Source organism: Pseudomonas caricapapayae (assembly GCF_001400735.1).
GTDB classification, from domain to species: domain Bacteria; phylum Pseudomonadota; class Gammaproteobacteria; order Pseudomonadales; family Pseudomonadaceae; genus Aquipseudomonas; species Aquipseudomonas caricapapayae.
In genome coordinates this window covers 21,717-37,146 of record NZ_LJPW01000040.1, presented here as the reverse complement: position 1 = coordinate 37,146, position 15,430 = coordinate 21,717, and the positions used below count along the sequence as shown (strand labels likewise).

Sequence of the window (15,430 nt, the reverse complement as noted above, 5' to 3'; positions counted from 1 at the left end):
GGTGTAATACTCGGCCCCCAATCCACACAGCAGGTGTCGCAACGACTGGTTGTAATCGATGCTGAATATCAGCGGGTCAAAGCGGCTGAGAAAGGTCAGCAAGGTGGCCTCAGCGGTGGTTTTACCCACCCCCGTCTGGCCCGTGAAGACCGCATGCCCTGGCAGCATTTCACCGAGGTTGTTCTGGCCGGGCGGACTGTCATGCACGTTGAGGACATACAACGACTTGTTGGCCGTCAGCACAGGCATGACGCCTGTCCCGTCACCAATGGGGTTGCCCTTGAGCTTGCCCGTGGGGGTGGAGTGCAGGGAAAAGCTGCATGCCAGGTTCTCGGTCGATTTCATCATGGGGTACATCGCCTCGGTCACACCGGGGAACTGCGTGTACCAGGTGTCGATGTTGCTCATGGTCGAACGCACGAATGTCGCATCACGCACCGTGAACACCGACGCCATTTTCGTGCCGTTCTCGATGGCCTGGTCCGGGGTCTTGCCATAGACGATCAGGGAGGCGTGATAGCGGCCAAACGCCTTGTCGCCCAGGGTGATGGCCTCGACGGCATTTTCAAGCTCCTCGGTCTGCTTGGAATCACGCTCGACCGAGCCCAGATCCGCGACGTGCTTTTTGAATTTGTCCTTGGCCTTGTTACGGTCCTCGAACAGAAACGTCTGCACCAGGGTGAACTCGAATTGCTGCTCGATGGCTTCGTCCCACATGCCGGGGTAGGTGCCGCCACTGGGGTAGTCGCGCAGGTCAAAGGTGGTCGCGAAACGCTGACCGCCCCGGTTGGGCCGGTTCTCGACGAAATCGTAGTTTTCAAAGTTGGTGACGCTATCAATGATCGCGTCACCCAGGCGGGTATCACTGACCAGCACGTCTTTTTCGTGGCCGTTGATCAGCAGGCTGTAATAACGTCCGATCTGCGAGAACAATGCACCGTGTTCGTTCTCCTCTAGGCCCAGGATGGCCGGCTCATAGTCGGCCAGCAACGTTTCGGACAGCGACAACAGGTCGCCCATGCGCTCGATCCCTTCATCGACCTCGCGGTACTTGAGGATCAGGGCAATGCTGTACCCCACTTGGTAGAAGGTGCCGTTGCGAAACGGCGCGGTGTAAGCGTCCACGAAGTCCTGCAGCGCGGGCAGCGGCAAGGTGTACGGGGTGTCCAGCTCGATGCCCGTCTTGGTGATGTAGGTTTGCAGCATCAGGTGCTTGCCTTCCTTTTTGCCCAGGGCCAGGAAGTAGCGGTTGAGGTTGTGAAACAGGTGGATCAGTTCGTCATCACTGCGGGTTTCGCTGGAAACCCCCTTCAACTGGATCAGGCTCACCAGGCGATTGCCGGGCAGGGTCACCATGTGTTCGTGGACCGGATAGCGCATCAAAGGCACTTTCTTTTCCGGGGGCATAACGCTTGTGTGAAAATCGTGCGCCATAAAATTCATTCCATTGCGGGTTAAAGGGGGTCAGCAACAACGGCTTGCCGTGCATGAGGTTCAGCCAGAGACGCCGCCGTGCGAAGCGGATACGGCGCAAATACTGAGGATCGATCAGGCCCACGACCCTCAAGGCGATGAGGGCCATCAGGAATGGGGAGGCAGCGACCAGGCCCCACACCCAGGACAGCACGAACGTGGCGGCCACACCGAAGACCAAGCCGCCCATCAGCAACCCCACCATCGGCATGATGGGAATGTTCCAGAACATCGCGGGCCGACTCATCGCGTTGTAGCTTTCGAAGGTCAGTTTCTTGAGTACTTCGTTACTGGCCATAAGCGCTCCTGGTCAACCCGGTACGCCGGTGCCGAACACCTGCCAGGCTGCTGTACCCAAGGCTACCGAGCCTCCGACAACCAGCATCACACCCACCTGTTGCAAGTAGTCCATGAAGGTGTGCGAGCGGTCGCCCGTGGATCGGGCAATCAGCCATTGAGCACCTGACCAGATCAGGCTAATCAGGGCTAAGGTGCCCGCGAGGGTGTAGAGGCCCAGGCGGATATTACTGCCCCACTGGTTCAGCGTGCTCAGCCAGTCGGCAGAGGCAATGCCGGGCAGGCAGGCCACGGCCACCAGCAAAATGCAGAGTTCGCCTTTGTTGGGCACAAGGGTACGTTTGATCATCATTGATCCTCTTTGGGGGGAGTGGAGGGTTGTTCAGGGGGTGAAACCTGAACAGTAGGTGCAGCGGATGGAGCAGAAACGGGAGGTTGTGCAGGTCGCGGGTACTGGCGCAGCACGTCCCAGCTTTCATAGGTCGGCTCAACGGTGGACGCCGGAGCCGGAGCGCGTTGGGGCTGGCCAGGTTCAGCAGAGCCGCCTTCCGGTGCCGGGACGGTCACGTTGGTACCGTCTGCGTTGGCCAACACACGCTGCACATAACTGCTACCGCCAAACGCTGGTTCGGCTTTGAAGCCGCGTGTGAGGTTGCCGCTGTAATAACAGGAGATGGCTTTGCGCAAAGCGCCCTGCGTATCCGGATCAGCTTTACTGGCCTTCACGTAGCAGGCTTGCAGCTCTCGCTCTGCCATGCGCAGGTTGGTGCAGGGTTCGAATACAGGTTCGGGTCGGCTGACATCGAAATGCTGCCGGTTGATCTGGCCCAGGCCGATGCTGAAATCAGCGCCCTCTGCCACCAGCTTTTTCACCGCCAATACGGCTTCATCCAGGCTTTGTGGTTGGCGCGGCAACACGTTGCCGACCACGCCAATCGCATAGGGATTGAAGGACGATTCTGTCTTGACGATGGGGGTAAGCGTGGCAGGGTGTATCGAGGGAGCACATTGCATAGCCAGGGCCAGAAAGGCACTGGTGGTGAGCATTTAAACCTCCATAAGGTTTGCTGTTACATTAGGAAGATTGAATTTCTTTTAATAATTTCTCCATAGCGACCTCAAGATAGTTATCGACTACATATTGGGCCATCTGAGAAGCTGTAATTTGCCTCTTCCCCCTATAGCTCACGTCAATGGCCGATTCAGAAAGAGTAGTGAAGCGTTCAGCACCAATATAAATGACACGAACCTCCGCTTTAGAACCAATCTTTCCACGGTCTTTCATGGACATATATTCTCCAAATACTAAAACACCACAAGAAGCTTGTAGTGTTGAACTAAAATTTACAGTTATTTTCTAGCCAAGCTAGCTAATTAATTCATTTACGAACGGACGGTCTATTACTGACACAACACGGGAATCGTCTCGATTCAAAATCCTACTCTCTTCCTGCAACAACTTAAAAAGCGCAGCTTGTCTGTCAAACCTAGATTTTATTAGAGTAATGGATTCAAGCCGAACCAGTAATTCTGGATGAACGCCGCGGCACTCAATCTGTGTAATTTTTTTATCTACCCTGACTAAAAGAGAGCTTTTTATAGCTTCAATCAAGCAGTCAGATACAGTAGCAAGAACACCACCAAAGCTTACAAACTCTTTAACTCCTGAAACCTGCAAAACGATGGACGTGTGTAAAACCTCAGGGTTCAACTTTACAAAAAGATAACCGGGAAACAACTGCGTTTCTGAGGTTCGGACCCCATTGCAGTCTAACCTTTTAGTAATTTTTAGATTAGCTGGGGAATACACATCTTCTGCGCCTAGAGCGCGAATACGGAAAATGATTCCCTGAACTGCTTTTGGATTGTGGTTGATCAGATACCAATTTGACATCCTTTTACTCCTGCTCTGGGCACGCTCCGCCACAAACGCGCCGTCTGTTCTTTTTAAGGCCTGATTCTAAATCTTGGCCGCCCCCGTTGATCCATATTCGAGGACTGATTATACATACAGTATTTAAAATTGCCACAACACATAGCTACGTCGCGATTTTAGCGTCCGACAACACTTACAACAAGTCATTTTTGTAGAAAATACAAAAATAGTCTTTAAAAATAAAATAAAGTGTTGAAAATAAACGGATTTTGGGCGCCATGATGAGCTCAATCCGCAAAATAATCGGATCTCGCATAAAGGCACACCGCAAGAGTAGAGGCCTTACTCAATCAGCGTTGGCAGAAGCCATTGAGTGCGAGGTTGCTTCTATCGGTCGATACGAACGCGCAGAAACAGCCCCTGATGGCGAGCAGCTTATCAAGATGGCTGAATTCTTTGAGATTTCACCGATGGACCTCCTACCCGTCAAAATCGATGTAAAGCTTCAGGCTGTGCTTGATTTACGCTCGGAATTGATAGACCTCGTTCGCACGATCAATGATCCTAGCCAGCTAGAGCGGCTGATTGGCGTTGCCAAAGAATCGACCCAACCCGAACGTGGGCGGTGATAGGCAACGTCTCGGATTTTCTGGTAAAAAGGGCTTTTGCGGCTGGAGTAACCCGCTTTATGCAGACATCAATTGATAGATATAAATATGCAAAATAGTAATATTATATCCTTAATAAAAAATATGGGCATTTCTCACAAAGCCCTTATTCAGGAAGGTTTACTTACTGACACTAAACTGTCTCATATGTACGAAAGCGAAGAAACACTCGAACTGGAAATAGCTCCAGGTGTCGAACTGGTCTTCTGGGAAGAAACCCTTTGTCTTGAAATGATTACTTTTTCTTTTACTAGAGCTCTCAATAAAGCTAATCCTGGATTTATGGGAATGTTGCCATATCCCTTAGATAAGATAAGAAATAAAAGAGATGCCCGCTTACTGCTTGGAGCACCAATGTTTACCAAGTCTCAGATGGATCTGTTTCCAACAGAGCTGTACGGGTGGGATGTATATCAGCTCGATTCATCCTTGCACCCAGAAGCAATTCTGGACATTCAATACAACGAAGATATGTTGGTCAGCAATATATTAATTTCTTTAGTTGATAAAAATGTCTAGAACTTTCAATTTTTCCGCAACGGTCGCAGCTACCTAGGGACTAGCTCTCCCCTGCCAGCGCGTAAGGCTGCGATTCACCTACATCATATAAGTGACCACGCTTATAACTATTTTTGCACGTTTCATACTTAACAAGGTAGTTGCAGATCTAAACGTTTTGTTGCACCCTTAGCGGTGCGTGAGAAAAAGCTCAATAGACGCGACAACGTTTGACTAATTCAGGAATATGGACATGAGAAAAGCAATTTTAGTAGCCGTAGCAGCACTTTCCCTGTCAGGGCTGGGAGGATGCGCTAACGGTCGTTCCCCGCTGGATTATGAGACTGGTACATATGTATCTCCTGAAAAAGTTCAGCAGCTCAAAGTGACTCATGCTAACCAAGACCAGGTCGTCAGAGAGATAGGTTACCCCAGTTCAAAGAGCGAATTGAGCGGAAAAGAGATATGGCGCTACGACTATAACCACATCCCAGCGGTCCCCTTTGTAGGAAAAAATACGGCTGAAGCAACAGTTTTTGAATGGTCAAAAAAGGGAACAATGATTGATGCTTATAAAACCAATGGCGGCAATGGCTCATCAAGCAATCCACTACTGAATGCTGCTGGAATGTAACGTTACGGATCGCGCTGAAATGAAATTTTCAAGCGGGCTTAAATTTACGATCCTGCCGTAACATTCGAGTTACGGCAGTTCTAATTTCATTACTCAAAGGCGATTAAGCCACTTCATTAGGGCTTCTGCCACGCATGGAGGGGCCATGTGACCAGCAAACTCTCGCAGCAAGTGCAGATATTTAGGGTCTGAAAGCTGGCTTAGGTGTAGGTTACGGACTGTGTTATAATCTCTTTCGGACATAATCTTCCCTCCAAGGAGTTTTTGTTCGCGCCGGGGATGGTTACCGCCATACCCCGGCATCTTTTTGAGCTGATTTTAATTTCTCTGCCTCCCTGACGACATTTTCATAGAATCCAACAACCACTTGTTCTTCTCGTTTTCTTCAAGAAAACTGTACGCCATGACTGCCGCTTTCAGAATTGTCGTTTTGTTCTGACCGGTTCGTCCCGCTTCCTCTTCAAGAGCATCAATCACTGTTTGAGGCAAGCGAAAGGTTGTCGGTATCGGCCTTCCTGAGTCTGGACGGCGATCCCCTGACGCGATGAAACGAGCAGTACTTGCTTGGGGAGCTGGAATTTCAGCCCCATCAACGATAGGTAGCTGGAAAGACGGTTTTTTAAGCTTCATGAGGAAATCTCTGCATACAACGTACATACACTGTATTTCAAAAATGTATTACAGCAACCCTATCTCTTGTGCCACTAGCTCAAGCTGTGCTTTTGCTTTGGGCAAGCTGCTAGCACGTTCTACCTCGTGCACACCTGCGCCGACATTTACGGCATTCTCGTAAATATCCAGCTCAGACAGTCGAGCTTTCAACGGCTGTATCCACACGCTATCACTACGTAGTTCCTCATCTAAAGCGATGGCATCCGGGACCTTATTTGGCTTGATGCGCGTCATCAAAACGTAGGCTTTCAGAGCCGCATTTCCATGTTTGTACTGCGCTGTGCGTACAGTCTCAGTGAGATTAGTCAGAGTGCCTTTTTCAAACATTGATGACGGTTTAATCAATGTGATTAGGGTGTCGACTACCGTTAACGCACTACGAAATTCAGCGCTGTCATGCCCTGGGCAATCGACAAGCAGGACGTCGCACATAGGCTTAAGCCGTAAAATCTCACTGCTCACATCCCTGTACGCTTCATGAACGGGGATGATGGCAAGACCTGCAGTACTACGGATTTCTGCCCAGGTCATTAAGTCAGGGTTTTGATCTGTTTTAAGAATGATTACGCTTTTTCCCTTGCTGGACATCATTACGGCCATATTGGCCGCTGTAGTGCTTTTGCCTACACCGCCTTTGTCAGACGCAAATAGAATGACCATGAATCAACCTCTTGCATTGTATGTACACTGTATTTCACAGTATGTACGCGAGAAGACAAATTTGTCAATACTACGTATTTCATAAAAAATACACTGTATGACAATTATTGATTTACACGGTATTTACACGGTAAGCCCAAATTGTATTTATCCTGTATTGCATTTGTATGCTGAAAATACTGGCACGTTGAAGGCTTTTAGGAGGGTGTCAGGACACAACCTAAACCCTGCCACTGCCGCTCGGTATGGTTCAAAAAGGTGGTTCTTTCCCGCATGGCTCTTTAGGGTTGCTTTTAGGTCAATTGGGCCATGCCTGATATGCTGGGTCTATTTGGGTATACCAAAATGGGCCATATGATGACGACTCTCAATGTTGCGCGGGTGTACCTGCGTGTCAGTACCGAAGACCAGGACTTGAAGCGCCAAGAAGCGATCATTGGCAATGCGCGAGCATCGGGCTACTACGTGGCTGCGGTCTATCGCGAAAAAGCCTCGGGCGCTCGATCCGACCGTCCCGAGCTGTTGCGCATGATCGAGGACCTGCAACCAGGTGAAGTCGTCATCGCTGAGAAGATCGACCGAATCAGCCGTCTTCCCTTGGTCGAAGCAGAAAAGCTTGTGGACGCGATAAGGCTAAGGGCGCACGCTTGGCGGTTCCCGGCATCGTCGATCTATCGGAATTGGCCGAGGCATCCAGTGGCGTCGCCAAGGTGTTGTTGCAAGGCGTACAAGACATGCTGTTGCGTGTGGCACTGCAAATTGCGCGTGACGACTTCGAGGACCGGCGAGAGCGACAGCGGCAAGGCATCGACTTGGCCAAGAGCGCTGGTCTATATAGAGGACGCAAGCCGAATGCTAAAGTGCATGAACAGATCATTGCCCTTAAAAGCGGCGGGTGTAGCATTGCAGAGACTGCGCGGCTGGCGGGTGTCAGTGTCAGCCAGGTAAAGCGTGTCTGGGCTCAGAACCAAGAAAAAGCTAAGTTCTGAACGTAGCAAGACGAGGCAGTGCAGGCGCATGATTTTTAACTATAAAGGGAAGCCCGCAGAATTCGGGAAAAACCGTACGGTAAGCACTGCTGACGGGTGTCAGAGTGCCCGTGACAGCAAACAATCATTTCTTAGCATTGCCTTTTCCATTCATATGAGTCTTTCTGCGATTGCTTCGAGGGCCTGGACTAAATTCTGAATTAAGACCTCGTCTCACAGTGGCAACGATTGGTAAGGCCTCTTCCATTAGATCTGTGGCTCGTACTAATGCGGGGTGATAGAGAAAACGGACAAAATCGTACGTTAAGCATTCGAGCTATCAGGTTGAGAGCATATAGATAGACGCCTCGGCGTCAAAAAATGCAGAAAACGGCCCTAGTCTGACGCGGTGCTAGTGAGCAGCCTGACGCCGGGTTGAGGTGTACTTCAACGGACACGCTTAAAAACCATAAGTCGTTGAAAAGTTTTGTGATCTTGCTAAAAACCTGACCGCAAACGATGGCCTAACGTACGATTTTTTCCGAATTCTGCGGGCTCCCCGTTCCGGCTTCCCCCCTGACCGGAACGACTTTGCAAAAAGCGGGTAAAATGCCGGAACATTGACAGGGGAGGTCGCGTGACCGGAATTCTCAAACTTAAGCCGAACCAGGTGATTGAGCACCCCAACGGCGGGGTTATATTCGGCGTGATTCCGGCCATTGACCGTCTAGACGCTATTGAAGCCTTGATATACCTGAAGGCCGGTATGCATCGCGTGATGGCTGGACGTCCGGCAGCAGGCTATGGAGTGAAACATATTTGGGAAGGTAAGAAAAAGGAGCTGCGGAACCGGGGCTGTACGAAAGTGGATGACGTACCACGTTTCGTTTCGGATCTGATCGTCTTGGGAACTGAGATCTATCACGATGAGGCTCATCCCCGTGCAGATATGAAGCGCATCACGCTGTTGAGAACTCAAGACGGTACGCTGTTGCTGGAGCCGCTGGCGGGAGACCGCTATTTAGGCTTTCACTATTCGGTAGTGACTTGGACGCCGCGAACACAACCTAAGGGCATCCAGGTGGGTACAATCGAGAAAAAATGGGCATAAAAAAACGGCCCATGGGCCGCTTTTATTTTGATTTATGAGGCATAGTCGCAGCAATTCTTTAGCTTTGAGACTCGTTTCCGTGTCTCTTGGGTCAGAATTCAACCGAGTCAAACAGCCATACGAAGGTGGCCTATCGATTGTCCCTACGTCAGTGAGTACCAGTTTCACTGCTGCCGAAAGTTCGGGGGGCCATTACTGGAAAGCCAGTCCCAAAAATGCGCGTTTGCAGTCCTCAGTGATCATTTTTGAGCAAGATGACACGCGTGTCAACTCATATCCTATGTCATTCCTTGTATCGCATCTGCTAAGGAAGGTCTGAAGTAGCCGGATGTTTTCCGGCTACCGAGTCCTCAGCACTTTTCAAAAAACGATGCATGTCGAAATTTGCTCAATTATCTTCGCTTTTTAGCTCTTTCGGCCGCTGCAAAGCCTTTTGCGGTAACCATTTCCTGCATTACACGCGCACCTCTCCTGCGCTCGCCAACAAATGTCGGCGGGCCATCCACAGGTTTGACAGGGCGAACAACGTCACCATCTGCGCGGTGTTCTTGGCCAAGCCCCGAAAGCGCACTTTTTCATAGCCAAACTGGCGTTTGATGACCCGAAACGGATGCTCGACCTTGGCGCGAACCTGGGCCTTGGCCTTCTCGATTTTGCGGATCGCCTTGTACAAAATACTGCGTTTTCCATGCTTTTTGTAAGTGCTGCGGCGGGCGGCAATCTGCCAAATGACCTTGCGCCCGGCGTGTTCTTCGCGCTTCTCGACCCCGGTGTAACCTGCGTCGGCGCAGACTACGTTTTCCTCGCCGTGCAGCAGTTTGGCAACCTGCGTGACGTCTGCCACATTGGCCGCTGTTACTACCACGCTGTGCACCAGGCCTGACTCGTCGTCGGCGCCGATGTGAGCCTTGGCGCCGAAATAGTACTGGTTACCTTTCTTGGTTTGATGCATCTCAGGATCGCGTTTGCCATCCTTGTTCTTGGTCGAACTGGGCGCGTGAATCTGCGTGGCATCGACGAGGGTGCCTTGACGCAACGACAAGCCACGGTCGCCCAGATAACCATTAATTACGCCGAGAATCCCGGTCGCCAACTCGTGCTTTTCCAGCAGACGACGGAAGTTGAGAATGGTGGTTTCGTCTGGAATTCGCTCCAGGCTCAGGCCTGAAAACTGACGCAGGATGGTCGTCTCATACAGCGCTTCTTCCATCGCCGGATCGCTGTAGCCGAACCAGTTCTGCATCAGATGAACACGCAGCATCGCCATCAGTGGGTAGGCGGGCCGGCCACCTTCTCCTTTTGGATAATAGGGCTCAATCAGGGCAATCAAACCTTTCCAGGGCACCACCTGATCCATCTCGATCAGGAACAATTCCTTACGGGTCTGCTTGCGCTTGCCGACATACTCGGCGTCGGCGAAGGTCATCTGTTTCATCATCGAAAAGCTCGGCGACTGGTGTCCGGAGATTTTGCCAAATTAGGAAGTCTTTTTCAGAGTTTCCCTAAACGCGAGCCTGGGGGTTTTCAATTACAAGCCGCTACGCCTATTCCCGACTCTCACACCTACTCAGGTGTGTCAGCCAGCCCCCCAAAAAAACTGCAACAATCTGTGATGGCTTTGATGCTGGCGCTTGTTCACTTAGCCTTTACAATCCACAGCTGATCGAGCCGCGTCGTGTAACTCTGGCTCATCTGCTCACGGCGCATGCCCCAATCTGGGGTGACTGGTACTGAGCCTGTACGCAGCGTCCCACGTCCCCACTTGCCGTTGATTGAGTCCAAAGCGGCCATCAGCCGATCTGAACTCACCGGTTGATTGACCGCGAACAGGTCATCGGTAAATTCGCCTGGCTGGCAAATATCCATCAGCAGCACCTCTGCTTTACTGTACCTGAAGCCTGGTCGAAAAATCCGCGAAACCGCCTCCGTCGCGAACTCGGTCATCAGCCTGACATCATTGGTGGGGTAGGGCAGCTGGACCAGCGCGCCGTTGGCATACTTGGCCTCGTCAGGATTGAACATGCCGGTGCGGATGCTCACCCGGATCTTTTTGCACACCGAGCCCTGGGCGCGTAGTTTTTCAGAGGCACGCATCATGTAGGTAGCCACCGCCTCTTTGATCGGCCCCAGCTGGGTCAGCCGCTTACCAAACATTCTGCTACAGCAAATCTCCTGGCGTGTCGGTTCGACTTCATCCAGCTCCAGGCACGCAGTACCCGCCAGCTCGCGTGCGGTTTTCTCGATCACAACGCTGAATGTTTTGCGCAGCATCCAGGGATCGGCCATAGCAAGGTCCTTGGCCGACAGGATCTGCATGCCCTCCAGATGCGCTTTCATTTTTCGACCAATACCCCAGACTTCACCGACAGAGGTATTGCGCAGTACCCAATCACGTTTCACTGGGTCGCAGATGTCCACGACCCCGCCTGTGTGCGCCTGGAGACGCTTTGCCGTGTGGTTGGCCAGCTTGGCCAGTGTCTTGGTGGGTGCAATTCCCACACCCACGGGAATGCCGGTGCAGCGGTAGACTTTGGATCGAATCGATCTTCCCAACTCGGTCATGTTGCCTGGCATACCGGTAAGGTCTAAAAATGCTTCGTCGATGGACGCCACTTCTACGCGCGGCACCATGGACTCAATGATGGCCATCATGCGTTGGCTGAGGTCGCCATACAGCGCAAAATTACTGCTGAACGACTGGATTCCGTGCCGGCGCAAAACATCCTTGATCTGGAAATAAGGCGCGCCCATCTTTACGAACGGTTTTGCATCGTAGCTACGGGCAATTACGCAGCCGTCATTTGAGCTCAAAACCACGATAGGAACCTTGGCCAGGTCAGGTCGGAACACGCGCTCACAGCTGGCGTAGAACGAGTTCCCATCTGCCAGTCCAAACACAGGCGTTGGTTTGTTACTCAAAGCTTGTGACGCCATGTCGCACAACGCCCCATATCGACAGTTCCTCACCTTCCAGGATGTACCGAGGCGGATAGGCAGGGTTGGCTGACTTCAGCACCACATGGTCGCCCTGCAGGATGAGGATTTTGCACAGAGGCTCATTGTTCACTGCCGCAATCACGATGCTGCCACTGGACGGCTTTCGCGACCGATCTACGACCACCAGGCTGTCATGAAAAATCTTTGCGCCCTCCATGCTGTCGCCATCGATCTTGGCTACGTAGATGTGAGGCGCACGCAGATCCATCAGCCGGTCGAATGAAAAATCCTGTTCGATGTGGTCCGCCGCAGGGTTAGGAAAACCGGCAGGGATTTTGAAGGTGTAGAGCGGAATGACCTTTCCAGATTCGCACAACCGACCGAGTATTTTGACGTTCATGAGGCGAACCTGGCTGGGAACAGCACTTACTGTATGGACGTACAGTTAACGACTAAGCGCCTCAACACGTCAACTCAAGCCGACCAGCAGCACGCAAAACCACCGCTGCACACACTGAATTCATACGCGCACTCCCCATCATGAACCATCCTCATGTTCTGTTTTTAAGAGCTCTCCCGCTTGCGGCCCCTGCGGGACCGCAGATATCTGATGTACACCGGATTGCACACCCGAGGCGCGGCCATCAGCAGGCTGACCAACGTGGGCCTGAACGGGTGGGGTAGCGGGTGACCGATCTTGCCGAGGTGGTACGGACACAGCCTTACGGCTGGCCCTGAGAACGCTCACAGTGGCCGGTTGCAAGACTTCGGTAAGGATGTGCGTGTAGCTAGCCACCGTTCTCACCGAAACGCCGGCGAGCGTTGCAATGGCAGAACGTACCAGTGCCTTGCCCTGGTCTTGAAGCTGCCGACACGCGGCCCGTATCTTCGATTCTGTGGCTTTGTGCCGCAGCTCATTGGTGCGCTTGGCCGCCAGGCTCTGCCGTTCGGTGAGCGACAAGCTGCCATCGAGCTGCATGGCCCCTCGGTGGCAACGGCGATCACCGGTGTACCGATCCCACGTCCAGCGGCCTACGGATTTGACCGTGGCGCGTATCGACGACAGCGGCAGGTTTTCCGAAAACCCCTGCTTTAGAAAGCTGTTGTGGTTGTACGCATACGCATCGAGCGAGCGCATGAAAGACTCAAACGAACCCAGCTCGCGCTCGCGATTGACGATGCTGTACGCAAAATAACGCAACTGCTCGAACAGGATGCAGTGCCGCGAATGACTGACCTGGTCAAGCTTGGGGCCGGTGGCCCACGGCTTGACGGTCAACTCCACAGCGCTCGCCAGTTCGCCCAGTTCGTACACATGGCTGTGAAATTCGGTCGTCTCCCACCAGGGGTGACCGGGTGTTTTGGCGACAGGGCCACCGTGATAGTCCACGTCCGCGTCGAGGCGAGCCGCAAACGCGGCATAGATCGCTTTCATGTACTGAATCGGCTTGGCCCGTGCATTCTCGGTGGTGCACACGGACGGCACGGCATAGAACAACTGGGAATGGCCGCTTTTGCGGTTGCGCACCATCAGGTTCGGCGCAGGCAACCCGGCATCGTCCCAGGCCAAGGCGTTGGCATGGTCCAGGTCGAACACCAGCCACGACACCATGCCGGGGCGATTGACCTGCATATAGGGATAACGCAGCGCGTATTCACGTGGACGAACGCGGGTCGCGGTTTTGTCGTCGCTGCACCGCGCCAGGTACGGCGCTTCCAGCAATAACCGGTTGAGCGCAGTGCCGTCTTCAAAGAAGCGGGCCGGGGGCAAGTGGGTGCTGCTGGCCAGCGGATCGGCGTTGGCCGTATGCGAGGCCGCAAGGGAGAGACTGATTGCCTGGTCGTGGCTCATGCCTCACCGCCTTGGCCAAAAAGTTGGCCAACGCGGTGAAAGGGTGTGACGCAAGGGGTCAACTGGGGGGGCAGGGTGCGGTCATCGAGGACGCACAGCCGCTGAAGAATCTTTTCCATAAGTCCACCGTTCAGCGGTGAACTGAAGGCTTCACTTTTGACGGCTTGCACAAAGCCGCAGTGAACGCCATAATCAGCTCACGTTATGTGTGTTGAACAGGTGATCCCTTCTTCAAAAGGCCTGTTCAGGATTTTCCAAAAAGCCCCGGCGCCAACCGGGGCTTTTTGGTTTCTGCGATTCGTGAATCTACATCGTCGCTTTCCTGCAAATAAAACTGTGCCGGATAGTAGCATGGGACCTCCGCTTTTCGCCCTACAAAATCCGCTGCTTTCAACGAGCTAGGACGCTTTCCTGGACACCACCGGCCTTTCATCGCTCGATTTGTTCAGCAGCCGTGGGTAAAGCCCGCGCCGGAACCGCTGAAAATCAGCCGCGTCAAGCCAGACGGCACTGGCCTCCCATCCGTCGCGAGACACACCGTCGAGCCGATCCTGGCTGATCAGCTGATACGCTTCATCGTTGCGCCCATCGTCGTTGCGGATGAATTCACAAAAGTGGTTTGTCATTGTTGTCATTCCTTGTTCGCGTTTCAGTGCCCATAACTGGATGCAGAACTGCCAGACCTACAGCGCCTCACTGGAGCATCCGCTCGGGGTTGGACGCAGTCGGCCCAGGACGCGCAGGATTTCGTTTTCAAAGGCGACTTTTGCTTCGAGGTCGCCCAGCTGCGTATGCCGTTCTGCCACGCACCTCAGCAAGCCAGGCAGGTGACCGTGCCGGGGCAACTCCTGGCCGTTCGTGACCCGATAGCCTTTGTGATACGCCGTCGCGATGTAACCCTGCGTCTCCAGCGAACGCAGGGCTTCGCGCACCGGCATCCGGCTGACCTGAAAGGCATCGGCAATGGCTTGCTGCGTGAGCCGTTCACCCGGTTCAAGTCGTCCGTCCATGATGGCTGCGCGCAGTGCTTCTTCAATGGTCTCGCGGGGCAGCGCTATCGGCTGTGCCAGACCGTGGGCCAGGTGCTCAAGCACCTGCTGAGCGTGCAGTTTTTGCGTTCTGTGGTTAATCATGTCCTTCACCTCTTTAACGGATGCAAACGGGCCCCTGCGCCGTAGCGCTGGGCTCAGCGCTGCACATGATTGAGGGGGTTTTGATGTGTATCAGGAACCGCTTAAGAGCCCCGAAGAGCTGGGCGGGTCGATCAGTCGATCATCAGGCTGGCTTTCTTGCCAGTGGCCGCATATTCCTGCCAATGCGCGATAGCCTGTGCCTGCTTATGGCGTGGGTAGCGAGTGCGAACATCGCCCTGTGCCGTGTGAAGAATGACTAGAAATGTCATTAGGTTGCCCTCAAGAATTAGATTCGACAGGGCAAAGTTAACCCTTATCGGTCAACTCATCAAGAGATAATTAACCTCTATCGGTAAAAAGTTGATACGTCCTCGGCAAGGTTGCTGACCTTGTTAAAATCGGCCACCTTTCTGGAGAGCAGTGATGGGGTGATGCTAAATTCGCGGCATAGCTCTATCTGCTTGCGGCCCTCGATAAGGTGACCGCGTAGTGCAGCGACGATTGCTTCACTGCGGATTCCGGTTAGGCGAAGCAACGCGGTAAAGTGATCAGGGTCCACTTCACCAGGTACCAATTTGTGTTTTTCAGCCACCGCGAACCTCAATCAAAAGTTTACCTAATTTAGTTAAATATCCCATGAATGCGTGGACA

20 protein-coding genes and 1 pseudogene are annotated in these 15,430 nt (G+C 52.8%); 5 read left to right on the top strand and 16 right to left on the bottom strand.

Annotation, left to right across the window (positions count from 1 at the left end; genetic code table 11):
* The 6 genes from ALO80_RS05450 to ALO80_RS05425 all read right to left on the bottom strand — a co-directional run.
* Positions 1–1,380: VirB4 family type IV secretion/conjugal transfer ATPase (locus ALO80_RS05450; RefSeq protein ID WP_456238980.1), on the bottom strand; the 1,380-nt coding region annotated here is incomplete at its 3' end.
* Positions 1,283–1,771, bottom strand: coding sequence for a VirB3 family type IV secretion system protein (locus tag ALO80_RS31910; RefSeq protein ID WP_055008221.1), 489 nt, complete (start codon positions 1,769–1,771; stop codon positions 1,283–1,285). The genes ALO80_RS31910 and ALO80_RS05450, both read right to left, overlap by 98 nt.
* Positions 1,772–1,783: 12 nt before the next feature.
* The gene (locus ALO80_RS05440; protein ID WP_054067996.1) at positions 1,784–2,119 is read right to left on the bottom strand and encodes a hypothetical protein; all 336 of its coding nucleotides are present in this window, start codon (positions 2,117–2,119) and stop codon (positions 1,784–1,786) included.
* Positions 2,119–2,817 carry a lytic transglycosylase domain-containing protein gene (locus ALO80_RS05435; RefSeq protein ID WP_055008220.1) on the bottom strand — a complete coding sequence of 233 codons (699 nt, stop codon included), beginning with the start codon at positions 2,815–2,817 and terminating at the stop codon, positions 2,119–2,121. Before ALO80_RS05435 ends, ALO80_RS05440 begins: the two co-directional genes overlap by 1 nt.
* A gap of 28 nt (positions 2,818–2,845) precedes the next feature.
* Positions 2,846–3,061 carry a hypothetical protein gene (locus tag ALO80_RS05430; RefSeq protein ID WP_004666691.1) on the bottom strand — a complete coding sequence of 72 codons (216 nt, stop codon included), beginning with the start codon at positions 3,059–3,061 and terminating at the stop codon, positions 2,846–2,848.
* 75 nt (positions 3,062–3,136) lie between these two features.
* Positions 3,137–3,664 (bottom strand): transcription termination/antitermination NusG family protein, encoded by a 528-nt coding sequence (locus ALO80_RS05425; RefSeq protein WP_055008219.1) that lies wholly within the window; start codon positions 3,662–3,664, stop codon positions 3,137–3,139.
* A gap of 260 nt (positions 3,665–3,924) precedes the next feature.
* On the opposite strand from ALO80_RS05425, the gene ALO80_RS05420 reads away from it, so the two are divergent.
* The 3 genes from ALO80_RS05420 (at position 3,925) to ALO80_RS29065 (ending at position 5,446) form a co-directional block, all read left to right on the top strand.
* The gene (locus ALO80_RS05420) at positions 3,925–4,275 is read left to right on the top strand and encodes a helix-turn-helix domain-containing protein (RefSeq protein ID WP_004666693.1); all 351 of its coding nucleotides are present in this window, start codon (positions 3,925–3,927) and stop codon (positions 4,273–4,275) included.
* Positions 4,276–4,362: 87 nt separating this feature from the next.
* Positions 4,363–4,833, top strand: coding sequence for a DUF6392 family protein (locus ALO80_RS05415; RefSeq protein ID WP_055008218.1), 471 nt, complete (start codon positions 4,363–4,365; stop codon positions 4,831–4,833).
* A gap of 232 nt (positions 4,834–5,065) precedes the next feature.
* A complete protein-coding gene (locus ALO80_RS29065) occupies positions 5,066–5,446 on the top strand; it encodes an outer membrane protein assembly factor BamE (RefSeq protein WP_083493154.1) in 381 nt (126 codons plus the stop codon).
* A 318-nt stretch (positions 5,447–5,764) separates the two neighbouring features.
* Here the strand turns inward: ALO80_RS29065 and ALO80_RS05410 are convergent, their stop codons facing one another.
* Positions 5,765–6,076 (bottom strand): ribbon-helix-helix protein, CopG family, encoded by a 312-nt coding sequence (locus ALO80_RS05410; protein ID WP_055008225.1) that lies wholly within the window; start codon positions 6,074–6,076, stop codon positions 5,765–5,767.
* Positions 6,077–6,124: 48 nt separating this feature from the next.
* Positions 6,125–6,778: a division plane positioning ATPase MipZ gene (locus tag ALO80_RS05405; RefSeq protein WP_055008217.1), complete on the bottom strand. Its 654-nt coding sequence runs from the start codon at positions 6,776–6,778 to the stop codon at positions 6,125–6,127.
* Between the two features lie 357 nt (positions 6,779–7,135).
* On the opposite strand from ALO80_RS05405, the pseudogene ALO80_RS05400 reads away from it, so the two are divergent.
* Both ALO80_RS05400 and ALO80_RS05395 read left to right on the top strand, forming a co-directional pair.
* Positions 7,136–7,767, top strand: a pseudogene (locus ALO80_RS05400) (recombinase family protein).
* A 616-nt stretch (positions 7,768–8,383) separates the two neighbouring features.
* Positions 8,384–8,857 carry a hypothetical protein gene (locus ALO80_RS05395; protein WP_044320143.1) on the top strand — a complete coding sequence of 158 codons (474 nt, stop codon included), beginning with the start codon at positions 8,384–8,386 and terminating at the stop codon, positions 8,855–8,857.
* A 454-nt stretch (positions 8,858–9,311) separates the two neighbouring features.
* Here the strand turns inward: ALO80_RS05395 and ALO80_RS05390 are convergent, their stop codons facing one another.
* From ALO80_RS05390 to ALO80_RS05360, 8 genes are all read right to left on the bottom strand, one after another.
* Positions 9,312–10,292 carry an IS5-like element ISPsy2 family transposase gene (locus ALO80_RS05390; protein ID WP_055008224.1) on the bottom strand — a complete coding sequence of 327 codons (981 nt, stop codon included), beginning with the start codon at positions 10,290–10,292 and terminating at the stop codon, positions 9,312–9,314.
* 200 nt (positions 10,293–10,492) lie between these two features.
* Complete coding sequence (locus ALO80_RS05385; protein WP_055008216.1) at positions 10,493–11,791, bottom strand: Y-family DNA polymerase; 1,299 nt, start codon at positions 11,789–11,791, stop codon at positions 10,493–10,495.
* Positions 11,769–12,194, bottom strand: a complete 426-nt coding sequence (locus ALO80_RS05380; RefSeq protein ID WP_055008215.1) for a LexA family protein — start codon at positions 12,192–12,194, stop codon at positions 11,769–11,771. The genes ALO80_RS05385 and ALO80_RS05380 overlap by 23 nt, the downstream gene beginning before the upstream one ends.
* Positions 12,195–12,332: 138 nt before the next feature.
* Entirely contained in the window at positions 12,333–13,646 is a 1,314-nt protein-coding gene (locus tag ALO80_RS05375) for a replication initiation protein (protein WP_055008214.1), read from the bottom strand.
* 398 nt (positions 13,647–14,044) lie between these two features.
* Positions 14,045–14,272: a hypothetical protein gene (locus ALO80_RS05370; protein ID WP_055008213.1), complete on the bottom strand. Its 228-nt coding sequence runs from the start codon at positions 14,270–14,272 to the stop codon at positions 14,045–14,047.
* 57 nt (positions 14,273–14,329) lie between these two features.
* Complete coding sequence (locus ALO80_RS05365; protein WP_055008212.1) at positions 14,330–14,779, bottom strand: GntR family transcriptional regulator; 450 nt, start codon at positions 14,777–14,779, stop codon at positions 14,330–14,332.
* Positions 14,780–14,910: 131 nt separating this feature from the next.
* A complete protein-coding gene (locus ALO80_RS31555) occupies positions 14,911–15,048 on the bottom strand; it encodes a hypothetical protein (RefSeq protein WP_005746136.1) in 138 nt (45 codons plus the stop codon).
* 77 nt (positions 15,049–15,125) lie between these two features.
* Complete coding sequence (locus tag ALO80_RS05360; protein ID WP_005746137.1) at positions 15,126–15,371, bottom strand: PapB/FocB family fimbrial expression transcriptional regulator; 246 nt, start codon at positions 15,369–15,371, stop codon at positions 15,126–15,128.
* Positions 15,372–15,430 lie beyond the last annotated feature (59 nt).

Coding starts and splice junctions, on each gene's coding strand:
- ALO80_RS31910 (WP_055008221.1), bottom strand. CDS start 1,771: ATGGCCAGTAACGAAGTACTCAAGAAACTGACCTTCGAAAGCTACAAC.
- ALO80_RS05440 (WP_054067996.1), bottom strand. CDS start 2,119: ATGATCAAACGTACCCTTGTGCCCAACAAAGGCGAACTCTGCATTTTG.
- ALO80_RS05435 (WP_055008220.1), bottom strand. CDS start 2,817: ATGCTCACCACCAGTGCCTTTCTGGCCCTGGCTATGCAATGTGCTCCC.
- ALO80_RS05430 (WP_004666691.1), bottom strand. CDS start 3,061: ATGTCCATGAAAGACCGTGGAAAGATTGGTTCTAAAGCGGAGGTTCGT.
- ALO80_RS05425 (WP_055008219.1), bottom strand. CDS start 3,664: ATGTCAAATTGGTATCTGATCAACCACAATCCAAAAGCAGTTCAGGGA.
- ALO80_RS05420 (WP_004666693.1), top strand. CDS start 3,925: ATGATGAGCTCAATCCGCAAAATAATCGGATCTCGCATAAAGGCACAC.
- ALO80_RS05415 (WP_055008218.1), top strand. CDS start 4,363: ATGCAAAATAGTAATATTATATCCTTAATAAAAAATATGGGCATTTCT.
- ALO80_RS29065 (WP_083493154.1), top strand. CDS start 5,066: ATGAGAAAAGCAATTTTAGTAGCCGTAGCAGCACTTTCCCTGTCAGGG.
- ALO80_RS05410 (WP_055008225.1), bottom strand. CDS start 6,076: ATGAAGCTTAAAAAACCGTCTTTCCAGCTACCTATCGTTGATGGGGCT.
- ALO80_RS05405 (WP_055008217.1), bottom strand. CDS start 6,778: ATGGTCATTCTATTTGCGTCTGACAAAGGCGGTGTAGGCAAAAGCACT.
- ALO80_RS05390 (WP_055008224.1), bottom strand. CDS start 10,292: ATGAAACAGATGACCTTCGCCGACGCCGAGTATGTCGGCAAGCGCAAG.
- ALO80_RS05385 (WP_055008216.1), bottom strand. CDS start 11,791: ATGGCGTCACAAGCTTTGAGTAACAAACCAACGCCTGTGTTTGGACTG.
- ALO80_RS05380 (WP_055008215.1), bottom strand. CDS start 12,194: ATGAACGTCAAAATACTCGGTCGGTTGTGCGAATCTGGAAAGGTCATT.
- ALO80_RS05375 (WP_055008214.1), bottom strand. CDS start 13,646: ATGAGCCACGACCAGGCAATCAGTCTCTCCCTTGCGGCCTCGCATACG.
- ALO80_RS05370 (WP_055008213.1), bottom strand. CDS start 14,272: ATGACAAACCACTTTTGTGAATTCATCCGCAACGACGATGGGCGCAAC.
- ALO80_RS05365 (WP_055008212.1), bottom strand. CDS start 14,779: ATGATTAACCACAGAACGCAAAAACTGCACGCTCAGCAGGTGCTTGAG.
- ALO80_RS31555 (WP_005746136.1), bottom strand. CDS start 15,048: ATGACATTTCTAGTCATTCTTCACACGGCACAGGGCGATGTTCGCACT.